General features: G+C 34.7%; 23 protein-coding genes. 6 read left to right on the top strand and 17 right to left on the bottom strand.

The window, feature by feature from the left end:
- Window positions 1–731: 731 nt before the first annotated feature.
- Entirely contained in the window at window positions 732–1,940 is a 1,209-nt protein-coding gene (locus tag EUI_RS0105630; protein WP_010016694.1) for an MFS transporter, read from the bottom strand.
- A gap of 111 nt (window positions 1,941–2,051) precedes the next feature.
- Here EUI_RS0105630 and EUI_RS0105625 point away from each other — a divergent pair, with 111 nt between their 5' ends.
- The gene (locus tag EUI_RS0105625) at window positions 2,052–2,948 is read left to right on the top strand and encodes a helix-turn-helix domain-containing protein (RefSeq protein ID WP_010016693.1); all 897 of its coding nucleotides are present in this window, start codon (window positions 2,052–2,054) and stop codon (window positions 2,946–2,948) included.
- Between the two features lie 149 nt (window positions 2,949–3,097).
- Here the strand turns inward: EUI_RS0105625 and EUI_RS0105620 are convergent, their stop codons facing one another.
- From EUI_RS0105620 to EUI_RS0105580, 9 genes are all read right to left on the bottom strand, one after another.
- On the bottom strand, window positions 3,098–3,619 hold the full coding sequence (locus EUI_RS0105620) for an Asp23/Gls24 family envelope stress response protein (RefSeq protein WP_010016692.1): 522 nt from the start codon (window positions 3,617–3,619) through the stop codon (window positions 3,098–3,100).
- Window positions 3,620–3,640: 21 nt separating this feature from the next.
- Window positions 3,641–3,850: a DUF2273 domain-containing protein gene (locus EUI_RS0105615; protein WP_010016691.1), complete on the bottom strand. Its 210-nt coding sequence runs from the start codon at window positions 3,848–3,850 to the stop codon at window positions 3,641–3,643.
- A 17-nt stretch (window positions 3,851–3,867) separates the two neighbouring features.
- On the bottom strand, window positions 3,868–4,422 hold the full coding sequence (gene amaP, locus EUI_RS0105610; RefSeq protein WP_010016690.1) for an alkaline shock response membrane anchor protein AmaP: 555 nt from the start codon (window positions 4,420–4,422) through the stop codon (window positions 3,868–3,870).
- A 24-nt stretch (window positions 4,423–4,446) separates the two neighbouring features.
- Complete coding sequence (locus tag EUI_RS0105605; protein ID WP_029508527.1) at window positions 4,447–4,692, bottom strand: GlsB/YeaQ/YmgE family stress response membrane protein; 246 nt, start codon at window positions 4,690–4,692, stop codon at window positions 4,447–4,449.
- A 366-nt stretch (window positions 4,693–5,058) separates the two neighbouring features.
- Window positions 5,059–5,730, bottom strand: coding sequence for an ABC transporter ATP-binding protein (locus tag EUI_RS0105600; protein WP_010016688.1), 672 nt, complete (start codon window positions 5,728–5,730; stop codon window positions 5,059–5,061).
- 5 nt (window positions 5,731–5,735) lie between these two features.
- The gene (locus EUI_RS0105595) at window positions 5,736–6,791 is read right to left on the bottom strand and encodes an FtsX-like permease family protein (protein ID WP_010016687.1); all 1,056 of its coding nucleotides are present in this window, start codon (window positions 6,789–6,791) and stop codon (window positions 5,736–5,738) included.
- 3 nt (window positions 6,792–6,794) lie between these two features.
- Window positions 6,795–7,322: a TetR/AcrR family transcriptional regulator gene (locus EUI_RS0105590; RefSeq protein WP_010016686.1), complete on the bottom strand. Its 528-nt coding sequence runs from the start codon at window positions 7,320–7,322 to the stop codon at window positions 6,795–6,797.
- A gap of 237 nt (window positions 7,323–7,559) precedes the next feature.
- The gene (locus tag EUI_RS0105585; RefSeq protein ID WP_010016685.1) at window positions 7,560–8,024 is read right to left on the bottom strand and encodes a GNAT family N-acetyltransferase; all 465 of its coding nucleotides are present in this window, start codon (window positions 8,022–8,024) and stop codon (window positions 7,560–7,562) included.
- A 4-nt stretch (window positions 8,025–8,028) separates the two neighbouring features.
- Window positions 8,029–8,883 (bottom strand): metallophosphoesterase family protein, encoded by an 855-nt coding sequence (locus EUI_RS0105580; protein ID WP_010016684.1) that lies wholly within the window; start codon window positions 8,881–8,883, stop codon window positions 8,029–8,031.
- A gap of 231 nt (window positions 8,884–9,114) precedes the next feature.
- On the opposite strand from EUI_RS0105580, the gene EUI_RS0105575 reads away from it, so the two are divergent.
- Together EUI_RS0105575 and EUI_RS0105570 are read left to right on the top strand one after the other, a co-directional pair.
- Window positions 9,115–9,636 carry a PadR family transcriptional regulator gene (locus tag EUI_RS0105575; RefSeq protein WP_010016683.1) on the top strand — a complete coding sequence of 174 codons (522 nt, stop codon included), beginning with the start codon at window positions 9,115–9,117 and terminating at the stop codon, window positions 9,634–9,636.
- Window positions 9,636–11,207, top strand: coding sequence for an MFS transporter (locus EUI_RS0105570; protein WP_010016682.1), 1,572 nt, complete (start codon window positions 9,636–9,638; stop codon window positions 11,205–11,207). Before EUI_RS0105575 ends, EUI_RS0105570 begins: the two co-directional genes overlap by 1 nt.
- Before the next feature lie 222 nt (window positions 11,208–11,429).
- Here the strand turns inward: EUI_RS0105570 and EUI_RS0105565 are convergent, their stop codons facing one another.
- Together EUI_RS0105565 and EUI_RS0105560 are read right to left on the bottom strand one after the other, a co-directional pair.
- On the bottom strand, window positions 11,430–12,701 hold the full coding sequence (locus tag EUI_RS0105565; RefSeq protein ID WP_010016680.1) for a 2-hydroxycarboxylate transporter family protein: 1,272 nt from the start codon (window positions 12,699–12,701) through the stop codon (window positions 11,430–11,432).
- Window positions 12,702–12,718: 17 nt separating this feature from the next.
- The gene (locus EUI_RS0105560; RefSeq protein WP_259655593.1) at window positions 12,719–14,353 is read right to left on the bottom strand and encodes a malolactic enzyme; all 1,635 of its coding nucleotides are present in this window, start codon (window positions 14,351–14,353) and stop codon (window positions 12,719–12,721) included.
- Between the two features lie 136 nt (window positions 14,354–14,489).
- Here EUI_RS0105560 and EUI_RS0105555 point away from each other — a divergent pair, with 136 nt between their 5' ends.
- Window positions 14,490–15,371, top strand: a complete 882-nt coding sequence (locus EUI_RS0105555; RefSeq protein WP_010016678.1) for a LysR family transcriptional regulator — start codon at window positions 14,490–14,492, stop codon at window positions 15,369–15,371.
- Between the two features lie 111 nt (window positions 15,372–15,482).
- On the opposite strand, the gene EUI_RS0105550 is transcribed toward EUI_RS0105555, so the two are convergent.
- Entirely contained in the window at window positions 15,483–15,881 is a 399-nt protein-coding gene (locus EUI_RS0105550) for a pyridoxamine 5'-phosphate oxidase family protein (protein ID WP_010016676.1), read from the bottom strand.
- Between the two features lie 462 nt (window positions 15,882–16,343).
- Here EUI_RS0105550 and kdsA point away from each other — a divergent pair, with 462 nt between their 5' ends.
- Together kdsA and EUI_RS0105540 are read left to right on the top strand one after the other, a co-directional pair.
- Window positions 16,344–17,195: a 3-deoxy-8-phosphooctulonate synthase gene (gene kdsA / locus EUI_RS0105545; protein WP_010016675.1), complete on the top strand. Its 852-nt coding sequence runs from the start codon at window positions 16,344–16,346 to the stop codon at window positions 17,193–17,195.
- A complete protein-coding gene (locus tag EUI_RS0105540) occupies window positions 17,179–18,135 on the top strand; it encodes a KpsF/GutQ family sugar-phosphate isomerase (protein WP_014947585.1) in 957 nt (318 codons plus the stop codon). The genes kdsA and EUI_RS0105540 overlap by 17 nt, the downstream gene beginning before the upstream one ends.
- A 157-nt stretch (window positions 18,136–18,292) precedes the next feature.
- Here EUI_RS0105540 and EUI_RS0105535 read toward each other — a convergent pair whose 3' ends face one another.
- The 4 genes from EUI_RS0105535 to EUI_RS0105515 form a co-directional block, all read right to left on the bottom strand.
- Window positions 18,293–19,141 carry an aldo/keto reductase gene (locus tag EUI_RS0105535; RefSeq protein WP_010016673.1) on the bottom strand — a complete coding sequence of 283 codons (849 nt, stop codon included), beginning with the start codon at window positions 19,139–19,141 and terminating at the stop codon, window positions 18,293–18,295.
- 194 nt (window positions 19,142–19,335) lie between these two features.
- The gene (locus EUI_RS0105530) at window positions 19,336–19,581 is read right to left on the bottom strand and encodes a GlsB/YeaQ/YmgE family stress response membrane protein (RefSeq protein ID WP_014947584.1); all 246 of its coding nucleotides are present in this window, start codon (window positions 19,579–19,581) and stop codon (window positions 19,336–19,338) included.
- A 173-nt stretch (window positions 19,582–19,754) separates the two neighbouring features.
- Complete coding sequence (locus EUI_RS10900; protein WP_010016671.1) at window positions 19,755–19,889, bottom strand: hypothetical protein; 135 nt, start codon at window positions 19,887–19,889, stop codon at window positions 19,755–19,757.
- A gap of 304 nt (window positions 19,890–20,193) precedes the next feature.
- The gene (locus EUI_RS0105515; protein ID WP_010016668.1) at window positions 20,194–22,884 is read right to left on the bottom strand and encodes an HAD-IC family P-type ATPase; all 2,691 of its coding nucleotides are present in this window, start codon (window positions 22,882–22,884) and stop codon (window positions 20,194–20,196) included.
- Window positions 22,885–23,132: the final 248 nt, after the last annotated feature.

The raw sequence follows: 23,132 nt of genomic DNA, 5'->3' as shown, positions 1-23,132 counted from the left end.
ATTCAAACAAAACAGATAAAGGGTTAAAATATGTCAGAAAAGTACACGGCAATTGTAAAATAAAAACAATCACCGTACACAAAGAGCTGAGGAGCCTTTATGTACAATGATTGTCTAAATCAAAAAAGCTCAGAGGCCTCTCTGAGCAAACGTAGTATATCATAGTTAAACTATTGATTTCCGAACACATAAAAATTCATAATGCCAAATGAAGCTTAACTATCAGTATTAAAGTATAAAATATTTCTTGAATTGTATTTTTCTTATAAACATGGCATGAGAGTCACAAACTAACCATGAACTATTTTTTTATTTCATTCTATCAACATCAATTCACAACTATTTAATTATTTTGGCTTTGTTGATTTATTAAATTCACATAAATAATCGATGGTTTTTGCTCACTGATTCTTGGCAAAAAGCAGCTTGTTTTTTGATGTTAATACATTTACATCAAAATGTCTGAACCATATTGAATTAAGTTCTGTTGAAGCTAATATAGTTTCTTTATATTTCACTTCAAAATTATTTGGCCTTTGATCAGATATATCAATCTTGATTTCAAATTCATCATAAAGTCTTCTGAATCAACTCTTAACTAATCAATACTATTTGCTAATAGGAGTGGACCAATTAATGTTGTTTCTATATCACCATTTTCTAGTAACTATTTAAAATCAATATCTTTCTTTTGAATAATAGATTTATATCCTGTCAATTAGTCATCATAATTATATCCTTTTAATAATTCTTTTTTTCGTCAGTAGTAATAAGCCAATGATGATAACAAAGGCTACAAGTCCAGATGAAATAAATACTTGGTAGCTTTCAAAGCGATCAAACAATAGGCCGTAACATAATCCCCCCAGGGGAATAAACAGTTGAGAAATGGCATTGATGATGGAATATACCCCACCTTGTTTATTTTCTGGCACTTCAATTTGTAAATACGTTGTCATTGCCGTATTAGCCACTACCACTATTAATCCGAAAACAACTACTAATATTCCTAGAAAGCCAATAATTATTAAATAGTTACGCGTTATTAACTCCGGAAACCCGAATAACACAATGATTATAGTAAAGCATAGCATTGATTGATACATCATTTTTAAGTTATCCTTAATAGTATGCACAGTCAATAGGATGCCACCTCCTACCATTGCAACACTAGTTAAACTTTCCAAAAAACTGTAAACTAATTTAGACAGAGACAGTTGCTTAATAACAAGTATGGGTAAACCAATAGTTATGGATGAGGCGAATAAGTTTATAAACATCGCAATAATCACAAGAGATAAAATCTCTGGCCGGTCTTTGATAAATTTTATAACCATCAAAAAAGAATTTTTGTCAGTAACTGATAGCCTATGTAAAGGAGCTAGTTTTAGCGTCCTTGTGAATAAGATTGACATTCCGACTAGAAAAATTATGAGTGAAATAAAGAATGGCAGTGTGAGGAGACTAAATGCTAATCCGCCTACAATAGGCCCAAGAATATTTGCAACCGAAGTAGCTGATTGAACTGATGCATTCAGTCTTTGATAGTCATATTTTTCAACTAGTTGTGTCGTAGACGCTTTTAATGTAACGATAAATAGTTCTTCACTAACACGGATAATAATCATCAAAATATAGACATATGATAGTGTACCGACATCTAAATGATCACGAACCACGACCCAATAAACCACAAGAAATACAAATGAAATTATTTGAGCGATTAATAATATCTTCTTGTGTGAACCTGTGTCTACAATTCTGGTCATAATCGGTGTGAGCATGAGGCTGACCAATGGCCCAATAATTGTTAGTGTCCCAAAAATGAAAGCTGACCCAGTGATTTGCAGAAAGTATAATCCGAAAAAAAAATTTAAAGAGGTTATCGCTAAATTAAAAACTAAACTAATTAATGATGTTTTTATAATTGTATTGAACATTACCGTCCGCCCTTTCCTTATTTCTAATTTACCATCAACTATATCTAGACATTATATTAATATGTGTAGTATAGTTTACGTTATTAGATACAGGCGGAGGAAATACGAATTATGACAACAATTGGCGAAACGATTAAAGCAATTCGAAAACAAAAAAGGCTAACTCAAAAGGAAGTTTATATGGGAATTGTGTCTAGAAATTTCGCATCTCGATTAGAAAATGGACATAACAGTATTGAATCCGAAAAATTGTTTGCCATTCTCAAACGATTAGAAGTCTCTCCAAATGAGTTTCAATTTATTCACTATAATAACTCAGAATATTGGTTTAATAACATTTTAAATCAAATTGACAATGATGCTAGTATGAAAAAAACAGCCACGTTAATGAAGAAACATGTTGATTTTAAAAAAAATTTATCTCTAGATAGTCAAATCCTTGCTGCTATTGCTTATATCAAAATATATATTATTGGCAATAATCCTTTAAGAATGTCTATTGATCCTGCGTATCCACTAAAAAAGCACTTAAATCAGACTAAAGATTGGTCTGTTTTTGAATTAAGAGCATTTGTTGATGGCATTTTTATATTTAGAAAAGATCCCTCAGAATTACTTGAATGTATGGCTAAGGTTCATGAAGTATACAAAAAGTATAAAGGATTTACAGAATATTCATATATAATCGAACAAAGTGTTGCGAGTATTGTTCTTAATTATGTTCAGATTGAACTCACAAATTTTAACTATAATTCAAGTAATTTGCAGAAAATCACTGATAATTCTTGCTACAGTACATTAAAGGATTTTACAGCTAAATTGACTATGAATTTTGCTAGATTGATCATTTTTCTCTATTTGGGATCAGATCAAAAAAGTGATGAAGCTAATTGTTATGAATTTATAAGAATGCTACAAAAACTGCAACATGATGATTATACCGTGTTTAAAGAAATCTACAATTACCATTTACCTCTAAGTCAAAGATATCGCAAGGCACAACTATAATATTATTGGTTATAATGCAAAGTTACACGTCAGCAGACATGGGACAACATATTTTATAATATGACCAAGATCAAAATAAAATTGGTCGGCATGAGCCCAGTTCAATACCGGATTCATGTCGACCAATTTGTTATTTAATATTTTTTTATTTATACAACGCGTACATCTTCATCATTTTTAGCTTTTGATGCTGTTTCTTTGACAGTATTAACACCGTCTGTTGTTTTTTCCTTAATTGTGTTACCAGCATCCGTCACACGATCTTGCAACGACACTTGATCGGCATCAAATTCTGATTTTGTTTGAATATCAATCACTTCAACATTAAGTTCAACCAATTCTAAACTCGTTATTTCTGTAAGTTGCTTGGTAATCACTTCAGTTAATGTTTTATAAATGTCGTGTGCGTTGTTCCCATAAGCCATGATAACGTTTAGGTCAACAGCAACCTGTTCTTTACCAACTTCAACTGAAATGCCATCAACAGGATTGTCGCTGTTTACAATTTTATTTTTAATGTTAGCCATAAAACCACCATCAACACCTAGTAAACCGGGAACATTTTCAATCGCATAACCAATAACTTTTTGAATCACTTTGTCATTAAATGTTAATTCACCCTTAGGTGTCGTCACGTCTGAACGCTGTGCATTTTTGTTTTCTGTAACCATTATCATTTCCTCCAAGTTTGTTTAGCGTTGATTTTTTCGCCGCCAATTTTCAACTATACGCGATAAATCAATATTATTTTTTTCTAGTAAATAGCCACCAAAAGCAGCTATCAGCGTTACAATGATGATAAAAATCGTGCTGAGAAAACCAACAGTCATTAACAAGGTTGCTAGAACAAAACCAATGCCACCAGTAATCCAAATCATTGAGATATTGTTTTTATTAATCATTTTTACACTCCAAACTACTAGATAACCCGTGTCACTTTACGCTTACCACTGGTTGCCTGATTGACCTTTATATCGACTTTAATAGGGACGGTGTTAACGCCTGCCAATAAATCTGCTATTTTATCTGTTAAAGTGTTTGTCAATCTAGGTAATTCTGTTATCGCATATTGTTGATAGATTGAGTCTGCTACAATATGAAATCGTCTTTGATGACGTGTGTTTTTAATTTTTACTTTGATGTTCGATAATCCTCCACCTGATAATTGCGTTTGGATAAAGTGACTGATACCATCATTGCTTAATGCTAGTCGGCCGCGTTTAGTTTGACTCAATTGTATATCTGGCTTCTGTGAAGGTATCAATAATATCACTAAAAGAATAATTATAGTTATCGCAATGAGCGTCATACCATAATAATCAACAATCGTTTGACTGCTAATTGTGATATTAAGGTTTATACGTTCTAATAAAGCCATTATTGTCAAAATAACACGTGGCCAAAGCATGATTGCTAATCCGATCAAATAACCTATGCTAAGCAAACTCAGCAGGGCTTTTTGCCATTTTTTCATATCACACCCCTTTATATAGTTGTGTTAACGCTTTGCTCGAATACCAAAAATAGCTGACACGATTAAGACAAGGATAACCGCACCGATGATTGATGGGATAATTGCCATGCCAGCAAGACTAGGACCCCAATGACCAAGAATGCCTTGCCCGATTGCTGATCCAACAAGACCAGCAATAATATTGCTAATCCAACCCATAGATTCACCACGATTCGTAATGGCACCTGCAACTGCACCAATAATTGCACCAACGATTAAAGACCAAATCATAATATAATCCTCCATTCTTTTCTTGCTTAATCTAAGTAGCGCTACTTATTACTTTCAGTATATCATTATTTTTAAAATTTTACAAACTTTAAACGGATAAAATAGCCTGTTCTATTATGTTGGCAACGCTTACACAAAAACATATTTCACAATGAAAATAAAAAAATAACAATTTTGGTTTTTTAAAATAACATTTAATCTCGCTGATAATTTCATATCATAGATTTAATGATTGTTATCAATTTCATGACCATTTTGAAGTACTTACTATTAAGTAAAACACGCGGCGATGTATGCAACTAATAATTCGGTATTACTACCCTGTGAGCAATCATTTTTAGTAAAATTATTGCGTCTTCTATGCCACTATTCAATCACTACTTTACCATCAATTATTTCATAAACTTTATCTGCATACGCCCGCATTCTTAAATCATGTGTCACAATAACAACAGCTTTATTTTCATTTTTAGCAATGCCTTTAAATAGTTTAGCCACTTCGTCTACACGTTGACTGTCTAAAGCTGACGTTGGCTCATCTGCTAATATATAATCAGGATTAGTATATAACGCTCTTGCAATAGCCACTCTTTGTGTTTGTCCACCTGAGAGTTGGTCTGGAAATTTTGATAGTAAGTTAGTTATACCAAGACGTTCTAAATATTGTGTGAATAAGGCTGCTGACAAGTTATTGTCAGGTTTAATTCGCTTAACTAACTCAAATTGTTTTTGCACAGTTAAATATGGCACTAAACTATAAGATTGTAAAACAAAGCCGATATGTGATAGCCTAAAGTTATCTGCTTGCTTTTTTGACAAAGTATTCAAATCACGTCCATTTAAAAGTATTTGGCCACTAGTAGCAGCCTGTAAACCGCCGAGAATTGTGAGAAGTGTGCTTTTACCTGACCCAGAAGGACCAACAATTAAGGTTAATTCCTTAGAATTTGCAGTGAAATTAACATGATCTAAAGCCGTCACTTGACTATCCCCTGTGCCAAACAATTTTGTAACATCAATTAGTTTAAGATTACCCATTATGTTTATCCTCCTATAACTGACATTGGATCAATTTTTGTAATTAATCTCACTGGCACAATTGCGCCAAGAATACCTGTCAATACCAACCCCAAGGATGACAATACTAATAGTTTAATATCAAAGAACATGGGGACTGATTCGGGTATAAACCACGCCGTAACACCACACAATATGCTGCTGATGAGCACCGAAAGGATCATAATAATCAATGTTTCACTGATCGTATTTAACACAAGATAATTTCCAGGAACACCTTGAGCTCTTAAAACAGCAAAATTAGGTATTTTTTGAATAGTTAGAATATACAAAAAGATGGCAACAATAACAGCTGAAATCACTAACAAAAATCCAATCATAAATATAAAGGTACTATTTTGAGCGGTATACCCCGGCATCTTATTAAACAATTGTGCTTTAGTGTAATTCTTTAGATTTTTTGTATTCGCTTTTTTGGCACCATTAGACACGATGCCACTGGCGTAAAATGTGTTATTGACACCTTTTACATCCCCCCAATTAGCTAAATTACCATATATAATTGGCGCCATATTATACGTTGCATTTTTCACGTACCCGACGACCTTAACGTCATGTGCAAGCATGCCAAGTTTAATATGATCTCCAATTTTTAAGTCCTTTTGAGTAAGTGCCGACGAAATCAACACGTCATAACGATTTTTAGGTAACTGACCTTTGGTTAATTGCATCTGTTTATAAATTAAATCATTTTTTTGAATACCAATAAACATTGCTGAGACACGTGCTTCATGCGATTTAACAATAATGGGTGCAACACCAATTGCTGCTTGATTAGCAGATAGGTTAGTTTTATCAATATCGTCGTTTGTTAACAGGGATTGACTTAAGTTACCATTAGCATCATTACTCATGGCAACATGGTTAATGTCCCAGTTATTGACAGCAGACGTATTTTCATTAGCAAGTCCCATAGCTAAAGCGCTTAAAATAAAAATTAAATAGCTAATCAATGTCATAACAACTATGATTAAGCCATATCTCAACTTTTCTTTGTGCATCTCATTCAATGTTAAATACATAATTTAGCCTACCGTTCTCCAGTTTTTCAACATATGAAGTGTTGTTATGATATGTGCTTGCTTATCAGGATTTAAAAAAAACGCTCTAATTAATTGATGGACAGATTGAATTACCAACCATTGTGATATATCGTCAGCAGTTGAATTAGTGTCAAGTAATCTAAAATCATGCTGCGCAGCCTTAACATTTTTTTGTTGCAAAAAAGCTTCATTCACAATATAGTAATGACTCAAAAAATCAAAATGTGGACTTGTTTTAGCTTTTAAAATAAAGGCTTCTGTTGATGATATAATATCTTTCTTATCGATGGTTTGATGTATATCTGCGATAACATCATTCAACACCCATTCATATGCATCATCAATATCATCAAAATAGGTATAAAATGAGCCTCTTGAAATATGTGCAGTTGTAACAATATTTGATATTTTAGCCTCCGCTAAAGTATATGTTGAAAATTCAGCATACATGGCAGCATACATCGTATGTTGTTTTTCTGCGCTCAGGTTTAAAAATGTTTTGGTCGGCATAAATGGTTAATCTCCTATATATGACATTGTGTCACTTTTATGACATCATGTCAACTTTAATGTATATTAATTTATAAGTGTTCAGTTATTCGTAGGTCAAATAGTTGATCGACCATTTAAATGAACTAATCAATCTACTAGTTCAGATAAAAAGCCACTAACATTTAGTGGCTTTTTATGACTAAAATTTTCGTTAAAAATGATAGACAAATATTATTTAATACTTTGATTTGAAAGTTATACTTGCTTGCATTCAATCACGCGTTGCATATCATAGTTTGTAACACCCAAATGCTTATTTTTAAATGGTCCGGAAATATCTTGAAACCCATTTTTAAGATAAAATCCGTGAGCTGAGGCTCTGGCTGTCAAATTGAACGCACCATATCCTCTATGTTGATAATCATCAGTGACCTGTTTGAGCAGTAAAGAACCTATGCCTTGCTTTTGAAAATTTGTGTCAACAGCGAAAGAAACGAGTCTAATGACTGAATTATCTGTTTCATAACTTGAAAGTGTCGCAATCAATTTTTGGTTTGATAAAATACCATAAAATTGATTGTTTTTTTCAATGAGTAAATCATCTGCTGATAATGATTTTCCTAATGGTTCACGTAATATTTTATTTCTTAAATTTATATTTTGACTATATAAATTACGATTTGACGCTTTAAATTTTTTAAACAAAAATTGATTTTCCATAGTATTATTCTTCCGAGAATGAATCAAGAAACGAGTGCAATGTATTTAAATAATTGTTTTTCTGATTGACTTTTTTTAATATTTCTTGATTATGAGTATAGGCACGACCATCATAAATCATTTCTGAATACAATTCAGTATAAGGTAATCTAATATTTCTTGCTAGAGACACCTCTTGATCAAGATTGTAAGCCACCTTTCTGAAATCAACGTCTGCTAAGCCAGTTTCATCTATTTCTAAAATTGCATATTGCGCACGTCGATCATTATTCAGTTTTGCATGCGCAAAAAATGGTTCACCAATGGTTCCCGGATTAACCACTAATTGTCCTTGACTACTATATCTTAACAATTGGTGGTGTACATGACCATAGACAGCAATATCAAAACTAGAGTTGATAAATAGCTCATTAAAGTTGCTTGTTTCAGCAACCGGAATCAATGCTGACCCATAATTTTTATCAGGTAAGTTGTGCGAAATACTAATCTTTAGATTATTTATTACACGAGTTGCACAAGTCTCAAATTTTTTAATTTTATCTCTGTTGTTCATCGATAAATTCTCATAAACATATTGACCTAAAATACCAATATAAATATCGGACTCATCATTAAGATCAATAGTAGAATTGCTTTTGATAACCTCGAGAAAACAATCATCCCAATTGCCTTTGATATATATTGCTGTATTAATATCACCAAGCAAATCAAACAACTCGTTAGTGCCTGGTCCAGGCATGACTAAATCACCTAGAAACCAACATTCATCAACATCCTTTTTTTTGAGATCATCTACAACAGCTGATAAGGCTGTGCTATTCCCATGAACATCTGACAGCAAAGCAATTCTTTGTTTCATTTCTCTTCCCTTTTTCATTAAATTATAATTTTTTTATAATAATTATAGCATATTTTATTACTAGCCGTTAGTCAAGCGAGACAGATTATAGTTACAATGCCAATTCGATTGATTGTATTGATTACGGCAAAAAGGATGGCTATATTTTTAGTCTCTTGACAAAGATAACTAAAAAAAGTAAACTTAATCAAGCATTACTACATATCTAAAAGATATATTAAGGAGAATAATATGTACGAACTATATGTATTAGGACAATTGCTGTTTACTGATCGATCCGCATATAAATTACGTTTTGTCCTTGAGAACGTGTTAGGAATAAATCGAAAAGTCAGCTTTGGTGTGCTGTATCCATTACTAGAAAAGATGGAAAATTCTGGCACCATCGTGATGACAAATGATTTAGATTGGCGTGGTAAAAAAAAGTTACATGTTACCGCAGTTGGTCGATCCCGGTTTGATACATTAATGCGGGAACCAATCTCAAAAAATGCTCATATGGATGATGTTTATTTATTTAAATTATCAAGCCTATCATTAGTAGATCGTACGTTATCCCAGCAAATTATTGCTAATTTTCGTGCCGAAAAGCAATCACAGTGTGCACAATATGTAGAACGTAGTAACCAATTACAGCTTCACCATTCAGAAGCAAGTTTTTTTAAATCAGCTATGCAAATAAATAAATTACAACATGCCTTAGCTAATACCTATCTAGAACATTTAGATATAATTGAAAGTGAGTTAGAATAATGGCAACTGTATTACAAGAAAAATTAGATCCAAAACGCTGGTTATCTTTAATAGCCGTTTCCTTGGGTGTCTTTATGGCGTTGATTGACACAACAGTTGTCAATGTAGCCTTGCCTAGCATTCAAACGAGCTTGAATGCATCATACTCAGATTTACAATGGGTTATTTCTGCGTACACTATTGTTTTTTCGGTTTTATTACTGATTTGGGCAAAATTAGGAGATTTATATGGTCGAAAATTAATGTTCATCGTTGGTTTGGTCATATTTACAATTGGATCAGGGCTCGACGCTGTGTCAACATCAATTAGTATGTTACATATTTTTCGAGCAGTTCAAGCTATTGGCGGTTCAGCTTTAATGTCCCTATCCTTCGCTCTTATTGGTACAACATTTAATGGTAAAGAGCGTGGTATGGCGTTAGGTATTTTGAGTTCCATTATCGGCCTCTCCACTGCTTCAGGACCATTAGTTGGTGGCTGGTTAGTTGACACTTTTTCATGGCAATCAATTTTTACCATTAATTTACCAATTGGTATTATAACAATCATCATGGCATCATTATTTATTTCAAACCATCAAGCCCATCACGCAACAGGTAGTGTTGATTATCTTGGCATGCTATTGTCAACTGGTACGATTTTTTCTTTGGTTTTTGGCTTAGTGCAAAAAGAGATGAATGCTAGCTGGGGATGGGATAAGTTGCAAGTGGCTGGTTATCTAATCATGGCCGTTATCTTATTTATTTTGTTTATTTGGCGACAACGTACAGCTAAAAACCCAATGATGGATTTAGGCATGTTCAAGTCATCAAGCTTTACTGGCGCCGTTTTGGTTGCATTTTTCTTAGGTGCTGGTTTATATGGCTTTTTTGCATATTTATCAACTTTCATGCAAAATTATGTTGGCTATTCAGCTTGGGACACAGGTTTACGGCAAGCCACAATTTCAGGATTTTCATTACTATTAGGGCCAATTGCCGGCATACTCACTAATAGATTACGCCATGGCTATATGTTAGCAACATCAGCGTTATTTATTGGTGTTGGCTTATTTACCTTAAGTGCGTTGACAACTACAACGGCAACATTTGCTGATTTTTGGCCAGCATTTATCATTATTGGTATTGGTAATGGCTCAATCAATCCACCAATGACAACGGCAGCCATGTCATCAGTTGCACCACGACAAATGGGGATGGCTTCCGGCATGATTTCTACCTTTATGCAAGTTGGTGTCAGTTTTGGTGTTGTTTTTCAAGGATTACATTTGGCCGATGGTTATCAGGCAGGACTAGCTAAACACCTACCTGAGGTTACGGGTGCATCTGCAACGACTATAGCCACTTTGCATAAAGTACTTGTCGATGCGGGCCCTTTTTCCGGTCATATGATTGTTATGAGTAAACAATTAATAAAGGCACCTTTTGCTCACGAATTACAAATAGCCGTCCGTAAAGCCTTTGACCAAGGTTTTATCAGTATTATACGTTTGGATGCTATGCTCTTGATTATTGGTGGTATTGTTGCGGCTATTTTAATTAAAACGGGTGGCCAAGGTGATTCAAATTAAAACAATGATCAGTATGACAAAATAAATTTAAACGCAAAAGCTCATGAACATTATTTTATTAATGTTCATGAGCTTTTAAAATTCAAAACAGCAAGTACGTTTATGACATCGGTATTCTAATATTTAGAACAAGTTCAACAAAAGTACTGGGTAATGGATACTATGATTGTTGTCTCGATAAAATATATAGCATATTATCATTTGCAATTTAAATCAAAACTATCAATGAAAGTAATGAATTAAAATGCCGCCGAGAACAAGTACAATTGCGCCGCCCATACGATTGCCCATTTGTGCGAATGCAATCATTCCCATGCGATTTGAAGCAGATAATACGGCAACATTTCCAGTACCACCCATACTATTATCACTCATGCCAGCAGCAATAGCTGATTCAACAGGATATAAACCAAATAACTTGCCGATCAATGCACTAGCGAGTCCCATAACAACGACACTTGTTAAAGTCAAAATAACAAACTTCCAAGTCAGTGATTGTGCTAAGACATGTAAATCAATCAACGCCAACCCGATGCCTGCTAACACGGCGTGGGTTAAATTACCCATGATGACAGTATTAAACATCACAACGGATTTTTCTAATTCTTGAGGCACCCAATTGCATGCTTTAAATAAAATGACTAAAATAATGATGAAAGCATACGTGTGCACTTTAGGCACAAAATTGTTCAGAATAGTGCCAACTAAGAAAAATGAAAATGATACCATCATACCCACACCAATTTTATTAGCATCTAGTGCTACTAGTGGCTTGGTTTTTTCATCGTCACTTATTGGTAGTAATACACCATGTCCATCATACTTTGTATCAGCGCCAAGTTTTGCTATCAAAGCAGCACCTATAACAGCCATGACATTACCTAACGTTACTGCTGGAATTAACTGTGAAAACATTATACCTGAACTTGTTTGTAGTCCCTGCGCATATATATGTGACAATGGGACAGCACCGGCACCAATGCCACCTGCCATCAATGGCATTGAGACAAACATAACTGAATGTCCAAATCCTACTCCTAGTAACATGCCCATCAAACCGACTGCGAAAAACCCAATGACCATGGCTGCAAAAGAAACCGGAATAAACCGGACTGCTGCTTTTAAAAGCAGATTACGATTCATACCTAAAATTGCCCCAACGATTAAAGCGGCAATATAAAAATCTAGCAACCCAGTGTCGTTCAGAAATATTTTTGTCGCAGAAACAACATTTGCAGGGATGACACCTGACGTGGCTAAAGCCGCCGCCGCAAAAATGGTAAATACCGAACCACCACCTAGATAGGATTTGAAGATTGGTAATTTGTTGCCAATATAGTAAAACAAATGTCCCAATAACACAAGCATTAAAGTCAAGCCCAACATATTAAGTGGTAATTTATGGCGTGCTATGGTCACCATTAAAATAATTATCATGATGATATAAAGCGGTAAACTTACACCACTAATTTTTATTTCCCCAAATCTTCTCATCTTCATTTTCATCCCTATCAATAATTAGCAGACCATTTAGCATCTCGCACAGCTTGTTTAGCATCACTGATTTTTTCACGATTTAAACCTTGATTTACGACACTCTGTGCAGTTACTTCCGCAATTTTTTGCGAAAACTCAGTCAAATTTGAAACAGGTGGCAATACTGCTGCACCTTCTTGATCGGAATCGACTAAACCGCCTAATGCATGAATAGCTGCTGAAATTGTTTTTTGCGTTAACAATTTTGCAGTTGAGGCTACCAAACCAAAACCTAGTCCAGGATAAATCAATGCGTTGTTACCTTGACCAATTTTATAAGTGACACCTTTGTATTCAACATTTTCTGCAGGAATGCCCGTTGCCACTAATGCTTTGCCATCAGTCCATTTAATTAAATTTTCTGCCGTTGCTTCAGCAAGTTTCGTAGGATTTGACAGAGGAAAGATAATTGGACGTGCTGTATGTGTTGCCATTTCTTTTACAATTTCTTCTGTGAATGTACCAGGTTGTGTGGATGTACCAATTAAAACTGTTGGCTTTATTTCTTTAACCACTGCAGATAATGTTGTTAGTTCTTCTGCATGACTAAATTCGTCTCGCGTTCGTGTAAATGGTTTTTGTGCCACTGTCAAATCTGACATATCGTCAAATAACAAACCTTGTTTGTCAACAAGATAAAAATGTTTTTTAGCTTCTTTAGCAGATAACCCTGCTTCTTGTAGCTCAGTAAAAATTTGATTAACAATGCCCATACCAGCTGTTCCAGCTCCAAATGTTACAAATGTTTGATCAATGAGTCGTTCTTTTGAAATATTTAATGCGCCAAAGACACCTGCCAAAACGATCATGCCTGTCCCTTGAATATCATCATTAAAGGTTGCAATTTTATTTTTATACTTGTCTAAGATAACCTGTGCATTTGCACGACCAAAGTCTTCCCAATGCAGTAATGACTCTGGAAATAGTTCTTGTTCTGCAGTCACAAACTGATCAATAAATTCAAGATAGGCATCACCTGCAATTCGTGCATGCTTATTTCCGAGATAACGTTCATTTTCTAGTAGTGCTTGGTTGTTTGTACCAGCATCGATGCTAATTGGTAAAACACTGGCTGGATCGATGCCTGCTGCCGCAGTATACACCATTAATTTACCAACAGCAATATCAACACCATTGACACCCCAGTCACCCATACCTAAAATACCTTCAGCATCTGTTACCACAATTAACTTAATATCGCGACCGTCTGCTGCATTAATAAGTGACTGCTTGATATCTTCAGGCTTATCCACTGATAAAAATGTGGCATTTTGTGGATTTGTATAGATGTCATTGTACTGCTCAATTGAATCCGCAACAACAGGATCATAAACAATTGGCATGAATTCGGACACATGTTGATCCATTAAATGATAGAACAAAGTAATATTTTCATTAAAGAGGGTCATCAAGAAAATACGCTTTTCAAGTGGTGCTGTCTTTGATTGGAATTGTTGGTATGCTTGCTCAGCCTGTTCGTCAATGGTTTGCACCTGACTGGGTAATGTGCCAGTTAAACCCAATGCCTTTCGTTCTATTAACGTAAATCCAGTCCCTTTGTTCAAAAAGGGATTCCGTAATACCTCATATCCTTTTGCATCCATCATTATTTCCGCCTTATATTTATAATTTATTTAACAACATGCTTGACTATACTCGTATCAATAGTTTATAGTCAAATTGTAATGATGTTATAAATATAAACTATAGGCCTCTTGAAAATGATTGATATTAAAGGAAATGTTCATGCAAATAAATGATTTCAAATACTATAATGAGTTATATAATAAAAAAAATTTTACTAAAGTAGCAAAACATTTTAATATTAGCCAACCATCTATTAGTAGTGCTATTAAACGTTTGGAAAATTTTTTTCAAGTGAAATTAGTTATTAGAGGCAACACACAATCTGAATTAGTATTTACACCATCAGGTGAACAGTTACACCAACATACAGTGTCAATTTTAAATGAATTAGATAGCGCAAAACATGAGTTAGATCATTTAAAATCACGAACAACAACGATTGGCCTGCCACCTATTCTCAAAAACGCTTATTTCACTAAAATTGCTATAGCTGCTAGAGAATTCGACCGCCAATTTAATATTAATAATATGGCTATCTATGAAGCTGGTTCTAACTATTTAAAGCAAGCCTTGATGGCTGGCGAGATAGATATCGCTTTATTGGGTGCTTTAAATGTTCCGCAAGATGATGAATTACTTATTATTCCTTTTGTCCGCGCAAATTTTTGTGTGTATATTTCAAAAAATAATCCGTTGTCAGAAAAACCACACCTTTATTTTTCGGACTTGCAGAAACAAGCATTTGTAGCACTTGACTCCAGTTTTGTTCACAACCAAGCCATTAAAAAAATGAGTCAACAGGCTGGTTTTCGACCAAAATATTTTATGAAAACAAACGATATTCATTTTTTAATGAATATGATTTCAGAAAACTTAGGCGTTGCAATTTTAACGGACATTGTCAAAACCACATCTTCAGACATAGTTGTATTACCTTTATTAGATGATCCCCAACCTTTTTTCACTGGCAGTATCGCATTTAGAAAAAACCATTTATTAACCAATGAAGAAAAAATGTTAGTAGATACTTTGTCAAAATAAAAATCATTTGTATATTAAATTAATAGGGCACCAACTTCTTTAGGAAGTTGGTGCCCTATTATTGCATTTTATTTGTTCAATAACACGCGTTGTCAATACCGCCGCTTAATTTTAAGCCAATCGCATACCTGCATCCAGCGTATTATCTAACTTATAAATTCGTTCTACGTCTATAATCACCACAGCCGCGCGTGGAAATCTGTCATAGATTTTTGTTTTTGCTAAAATTTCTGAGGCATAATCATCATTCTCGTGAATATGCGCTTTGCCCTCAAATCTAAACCCTTTTTCTGCCGCTCGATCGACTACTGCAACAGCGACTAAACCATTTGTTAGTAAATTTTCATAGGCATGTCTAAACGTATGTTCATAATAAATGAGATGTGAATCATCTAAAACATGTAATGAACCCTTCGGCCCAACTTGTGGTGAACCATCTGGGCTTGTTGTCGCCAAAAAAGGAAATTGGTCATTAATCATGTCTTGCATATTTTGAGATAAAACTACCATTTTTTGATCTCCTTTCTAAACATTTAATCAAAGTAATTATGACAAGCCACCAGCACAACTTTAATCGACTCCCATGTCATATAACTTGATCCATCTGAGGCAAAAAAACATATGCACCTGCTAGTTTAATTGGTTATCCGGCTCTACCAATTGGTTTTGGTTGATTTTTTTGGAAAATGTGTTATCTTATATTTCTCACTTTTATTTACCATCCATATCCCGTCTTGTTATGTACTAATGAATTAAGATGTTAATTCTATTAAAACTTGTTTTTAATAAAAACAGGTAATTTTCTAAAGAATATCAAAATTAATGTTTATTTGCAAACATTTTGATTGTTTTTTATTTGTAATGATTATTAAATCATATTATATATAAAAAGATGATATAATGGCCATAATGTTAAAATAATACTTTTTAAATTTAATGTTAATTTTATTAAAGTGAAGGAGAAAGAACATTATGTCTCAAATAACTGATGTATTTCAAGGATATGGTTTTAGCAACGATCGGCTGACGCTGTTAGCTGGGCCCTGTGCAATTGAATCATATGATACATGTGCTGAGGTAGTTGAAACACTGAAAAAATTGACAGACGAGCTCGGCATTAATTACGTTTTTAAGGCCTCGTTTGATAAAGCTAATCGTAGCTCAATTGAATCCGAACGTGGCGCTGGTATGACGACTGGTTTGGAAGTCTTGCAAAAAATTAAAGACAATTATCAAGTGCCCATAGTAACGGACGTACATGAATCCTACCAGTGTGAACCTGTGGCCAAGGTAGCTGATGTTCTTCAAATTCCCGCTTATTTGAGTAGACAAACTGATTTATTAGTAGCAGCAGCTAAGACTGGCCGCGTGGTTAATATAAAAAAAGCACAATTTATGGCACCGGAAGATATTCAAAGTGCAGTTAACAAAGTCGCTCAGACAAATGAACATATTCTAGTTACCGAACGTGGCACAATGTTTGGTTATCACCAATTAGTTGTTGATATGACAAGCTTAATTCAAATGCGTGATACAGGTTATCCTATTATTTTTGATGCAACACACGCTGTCCAAATCCCAAGTGGCTATGGTAATCATTCTGGCGGTAATCGTGATTACGCTTTTCCTCTGATGCGTGCCGCCTTGGCAATAGGTATTGATGGTATTTTTGCTGAGGTACACCCTAACCCACCTGAAGCAATTTCTGATCAAGATAGTCAACTTTATTTATCAAAGATTCAACCTATTCTAGAAAATGCCAACAAACTCTTTCACGAGCATCTCGAAATGAAGGCGGTGTATGACAATGACGACCTACTTTGATGACGCTAAAATAACTTTTGACACAGAGATTGGGGCTTTACAAACAGTCCGTGAGACATTAGATGAACATTTTGACGAGGTGGTTGAGGCAGTTTTAAATACAAAAGGCCGCTCAATATTTATCGCCATTGGTAAGTCAGGTATTATTGCTGAGAAAATAGCTGCCTCGTTGTCATCCGTTGGTGTCCCAAGTTTTTTCATTGATGCTGGTACCGCATACCACGGAGACTTGGGTCGTGTCTCAGCAGATGATTTAGTTATTTTCATTTCAAATAGTGGTGAAACACAAGAAGTTGTACAAACACTTTTTGCACTGAAAAACATTCATCAAGACGAGTTAAAAACGATTGCTGTCACAGGTTCTGAAGATGCAACGCTAGCTAAAAATACTGATATTTTTTTGAAAGTAGATGTTGCAGAAGAAGCTGATCCAACTAAACTAGCACCTACAAGTTCGACCACTGCTACACTTGTTATGGGTGATGCGCTACTAATTGCCATCGAAAAAGCAAAAGCATTCAAACGTGAGGATTTTGCACTATACCATCCTGGTGGTTCAATTGGTAAAATGTTACTGCGTGATGTTGCGCATTCTATGCACACTAAAATTCCTTATGTTCAAACAACAACACCAATTAATGATGTTATTTACCGTATTAGTGACTTTGGCGTTGGCATGACTTTGGTCAAAACACCTGAAGAAAAAGTTATTGGTATTATAACGGATGGTGATATTCGTAAAAAGTTTTTATACATTAATCAAGTGAAAAATTCAGCTGCTGCTGATTACATGACTGAAGGATTCATTAGTATTAATCAAAACGCACGTAATAGTGCAGCTTGGAAAAAGATGGCATCGAATAATATATCCAATTTAGTGGTCAAAGATGACGATGATACTGTCGTTGGCATTATTACTATTCACGATGTACTGGAATAGTTACATTTACCTCATATAATCAATAAAAACCCCACTAACATCAAGAGTTAGTGGGGTTTTTAAGCGTCTATTTATTAAGTAGAACTTACTGAATCATCCGAAAATTTAAGTCAATCATGTTACAAACAGGATAAATTAATCTATCGCGTTTCGTGATCTAATTAAATTCTTCATAAGTATTTGGATCCTGATTGTCCACACGTCCATCTACTCTGGTCAATGAGTTAATAGCGGTTACTTCATCTGCTGTTAACTCAAAATTCCAGAGTTCAAGATTATCGCGTTGGTGTTTGAGGTTACCAGCTTTAGGAACAGGCAGTACCCCACGTTGAAGATGCCAGCGCAGAATAATCTGTCCTGCATTTTTGTGATATTTTTTTGCTAATTCTAAAATAATTGGTTCTTTTAATTCCCCACTTCCACGACCTAACGGGCTCCAAGCTTCAGTAACTATTCCACGATCTTTGTTAGCTTGCAACAAACTATTCTGTATCCAATAAGGGTGAATTTCGTTTTGATTAACCGCTGGTGTAACGCCTGTTGCTTCAATTATACGATCCAAGTGTGCCACTTCAAAATTCGAGACCCCAATAGATCGTATCAACCCACGTTTTTGAGCTTCAATAAGAGCAGTCCACGCTTCAACATAATTATCACGCTTAGGCAATGGCCAATGGATTAAATACAAGTCCAAATAATCTAAGCGTAAACGCAAAAGCGTTTCCTCAATCATTTTTAGAGCATCATCTCTATGATGATATTGACCTGGAAGCTTTGACGTCACATAAAATGATGATCTCGGAATGCCTGATCGCCTGATTGCTTCACCAACAGCCCCTTCACTATCATAATTGGTAGACGTATCTATCAAACGGTAACCAATTTGAATAGCTGCTAAAATTTGATCAACACCTTGCATACCACGTATTTGATATGTTCCCAAAGCTATCTGAGGTAATATGTGTCCATCGTTTAAATTGTAAAATGGTAAAGTATTATTGTCCACTGAGTTTTCTCCTAACTGTTAATTATTCGTCATACAAATGAGTCAACAATTTTCAATTTTAAGTTTATACTGACAAATCAATTAATTTTTTTGATTTTGATTTTGATTTTGATTTTAAATGATAATAACGATTAGTCATAAATAACTTGCATATCGTTAATAAATTCTAAAACAACTGTTATTAAAAATCATTTTTAACGTTTAACTTGAGAACCAAATATCATTGAGACAACAAGCACAAGAATCACTGCCCCAATAATAGATGGAATAATGGCCATTCCAGCTAGACTAGGTCCCCAATGGCCGAGTAGTCCTTGACCAATAGCAGAACCGACTAGTCCTGCTATAATATTACTAATCCATCCCATTGACTCACCCTTATTTGTAATGGCACCTGCAATAGCACCAATGATCGCACCAACTATTAATGACCAAATCATCATTCAACCTCCATTTTTTCTTTTATCTACTATCATGCTATGACACAATACTCTAACAATTTCAGTTTATCATTAACTAATAGTGCTTACAATTAAATTGCTTGCAAAATCACTAATAAAAAAGGAAGACACAAACGCATTTATGTCTTCCTTCAAGCTATACTATTCATAAATTAATTGTGTATCGTATCTTCTAACTTATCCCCGAGTCTATCAATACCTTTAGCCGTAAAAATAGTTGTTCCAATAACTAACCCACTGACAATTAGCGTTGAAGCTAGTGCAAATTTAATAATATTTTTTAGCATAATACACTCCTTTAAAGTGACAAGATGAAATCACTGGTTATCTAGTTCATATAAGTATAGTGATTTATTTTTTGCGTGATCGAGAACTTTGAATTTCATGATAAAGACTAAACAACAACTGACCAACTGCTAGTAATAGTGATAGTTTACCCCAAAACCCAGTACCGTGTTTTTCTTTTGCCATGTTTATATCCTCCTTTATAATATTCCTATTCTCATCGAAATCTGACTTGATTGTAACTTTTAATATACTACATTGCAAGTAATATGCTGTTCGTTGCGATAAACAAGTGAAATAATATCATTAGTTCACTTGTTTACGTAGACGAAAATATTTATGAATTTCTGTGATAACTAATACAATAGTACCTGTCAGGATAACAATTAGCCAATCAAACCACGATAAAGCGGCAGTTGAAAAAACATTTTGCATGAAAGGCACGTAAGTAAAGAATATTTGTAAGACAATCATTAACCCAACGGCAACAAAAGCCATGGGATTAGACCACAAAGAACGACTTAGTACAGGTGCTTCTGTTCGAATGTTGAATAAGTAAAATATTTTTCCGAAAATAATAATATTAACAACCATTGTACTAGCAACAGTGAAACTCACATTAGATCCAAGTGATTCAAATACAGCTAGTCCAGTAGCAGCAATTAATACACTGACATAAGTCATTTGAAAGATATCATGCCGATTCATCAATTTAGCACTTGTTTTACGTGGTGGTCGGTTCATTAACCCCGGTTCAGCCGGCTCAAAAATAAATGCTAATTGAATCGTAATTGCTGAAACCATATTAATCCATAATAATTGTGTTGGTGTCAATGGCATAGGTTGCTGTAAAAAAATACTCATAACGACAATCAAACCTTCGGCAAAACTTGTTGGCAGTAAGAACAATATTGTTTTTCGAATATTGTCATATAACCTTCTGCCCTGTTCAATTGCAATTTTGATCGTTGAAAAATTATCATTTGCCAAAACCATATCAGCAGAGTCTTTGGCGACGTCAGTTCCTTTGATACCCATTGCCACACCAATATCAGCTTTTTTAAGTGCCGGTGCATCGTTGACACCATCCCCTGTCATTGCAGTTATCAGACCATTTGCTTGAAATGCTTGTACGATTCGTAACTTATTTTGCGGTGTCGTGCGGGCAAACACATCATATTTGGTTACACTTGCTGCAAGATCTTGATCGTTTAATGCATCAACATCAACACCTGTCATTGCCTTAATATCATGAGCTAATCCTAATTGTCGTCCAATTGCCATAGCTGTATCTGAACTATCTCCAGTAATCATTTTGACACGAATACCAGCATGACGCATGTCTTTAATCGCTTCAACAACTTCTGGTCTTGGTGGATCAATGATGGCCGCCAATCCGAGAAAAGTGATACCGGTTGTTGACAATAGTTCATGTGTCACTTTGTCTTCATCACTTGCGACATTATGATAACCAACCGCAATAACACGTTTGCCAGTTTTGGCAAATTGTTGCGATAACTGCAACCAATAATCACGATCAAAATTTTTTGAATGACTCGCCAGTTCAAATAGTTTATCTGGTGCGCCCTTAATAGCAATAAAACGGTGCCCACTTTGATTTTCTACTAAACGTGCCATATAACGATAGTCTGAATCAAAAGGAATGCGATCAATTTCTTTTAGTTTGGGTGTCTTTTGACCAAAGGCCTTATAATAAGCAGACAAAAATGCCGCATCAGTGGGTTCACCATTGATTTGCCATTGATCATTTTCTGGTACAAGAAATGTATCATTGGCTTGCTGGCCCATTGTTAAAAACATTTCTAATTCTTTGTTTTGAGAAGCATCAATGACAAGATTATTTTTAAAAATTTGACCATTAGGTGCATAACCTGTCCCAGTAACACGATAATGTGTTTGGCCAATCACAATATCTTGCAATGTCATTTCATTTTTAGTTAATGTACCAGTTTTATCAGAAGCAATAATATCAACAGCACCTAGGGTTTCTGCCGCAGGCAAAGTTTTAACAATGGCACTCTTTTTAGTTAATGCTTGCACACCCGTGGCCAAAATAACGGATGTTGCGGCTGGCAATCCTTCCGGCATTGATCCAACAATCATTGTAATAATAGCCATTGCCAGCACAGGCAATGTATAAACATTCATGACCCAACCTAATACAAAAGTGATGACTGCAACCCCAATAATAAACCATGAAATGCCTCGGCCCAATGTATCTAATTCTTTTGTCAAAGGTGATTTATTGTCTTTGACATCTGAAACACTTTGTGAAATTAAACCAATTTCTGTTTTAAGACCTGTCGCAGTAACAATACCAGTAGCGCTACCATTAGTAACTGCCGTTGTTGCATATGCCATATTAACACGCTCAGCTAAGGGTGTTTCAATTGCAACACTTGCATTAGATTTCAACACTGAATCAGATTCACCAGTTAAAGATGATTCTTGGATTCGCAAATTATCAGCATCCATAATTCTCAAATCAGCAGGAACATTGTCTCCTGCCTCTAAGTAGACAAGGTCTCCAGGTACTAAATTTCTAGATGGTATGTCAAATCTGTTGCCATTACGAATGACTGTTGCTTCAACCGACAACATATTTTTAATTTTTTCTAAGGCATTGCTGGCGTTAATTTCTTGAAAATAGCCAATTAGTGCATTAATAATAACAACTAATCCAATAACTGTAGCATCAGAATAGTGACGCATCAGCAATGTTAATAATGCTGCCATAATTAAAATATAAATAATAACATTATTAAATTGTTTTAAAAAAATCAGCCATTTTGGTGTCGATTTTAACAACATTTCATTAAATCCATAGCTCACTCGCTTAGCACTGACTTCGTTATCTTTTAAACCTGATGGATAGTGTCCATCAAAATCTTTGATAACTTTCTGCCAGCTATCAGCGTGATAATTATGCGCTAATGGATCAGGTATCGGGACGTTGTCTTCCTTCTTTGCTTTCATGTTCTTGTAACACTCCTTTTAAGAAAAGTTTTTTTGCGTCTCGCTGATTAAGGTTGGCCGTCATACCTATGATAAAGTATGATTATAGTCGGTTTCCCACGATGGTTCGTCGCTACTCCCGCAAGAGGTACAAGATTATAAAAAAGTGATTTATTATAGTTAATTTTACCAGATAAATACATTAAAATCAAATTGCATTATCCTTAGAAAGTGGCTACACAATTGAAAATGTTGACTGCAAACAAAAA

It is taken from the genome of Leuconostoc gelidum subsp. gelidum KCTC 3527 (assembly GCF_000166715.1).
GTDB lineage: Bacteria > Bacillota > Bacilli > Lactobacillales > Lactobacillaceae > Leuconostoc > Leuconostoc gelidum.
Note: the sequence above shows the minus strand (reverse complement) of the source record. Positions and strands in the feature narration are given on the sequence as shown.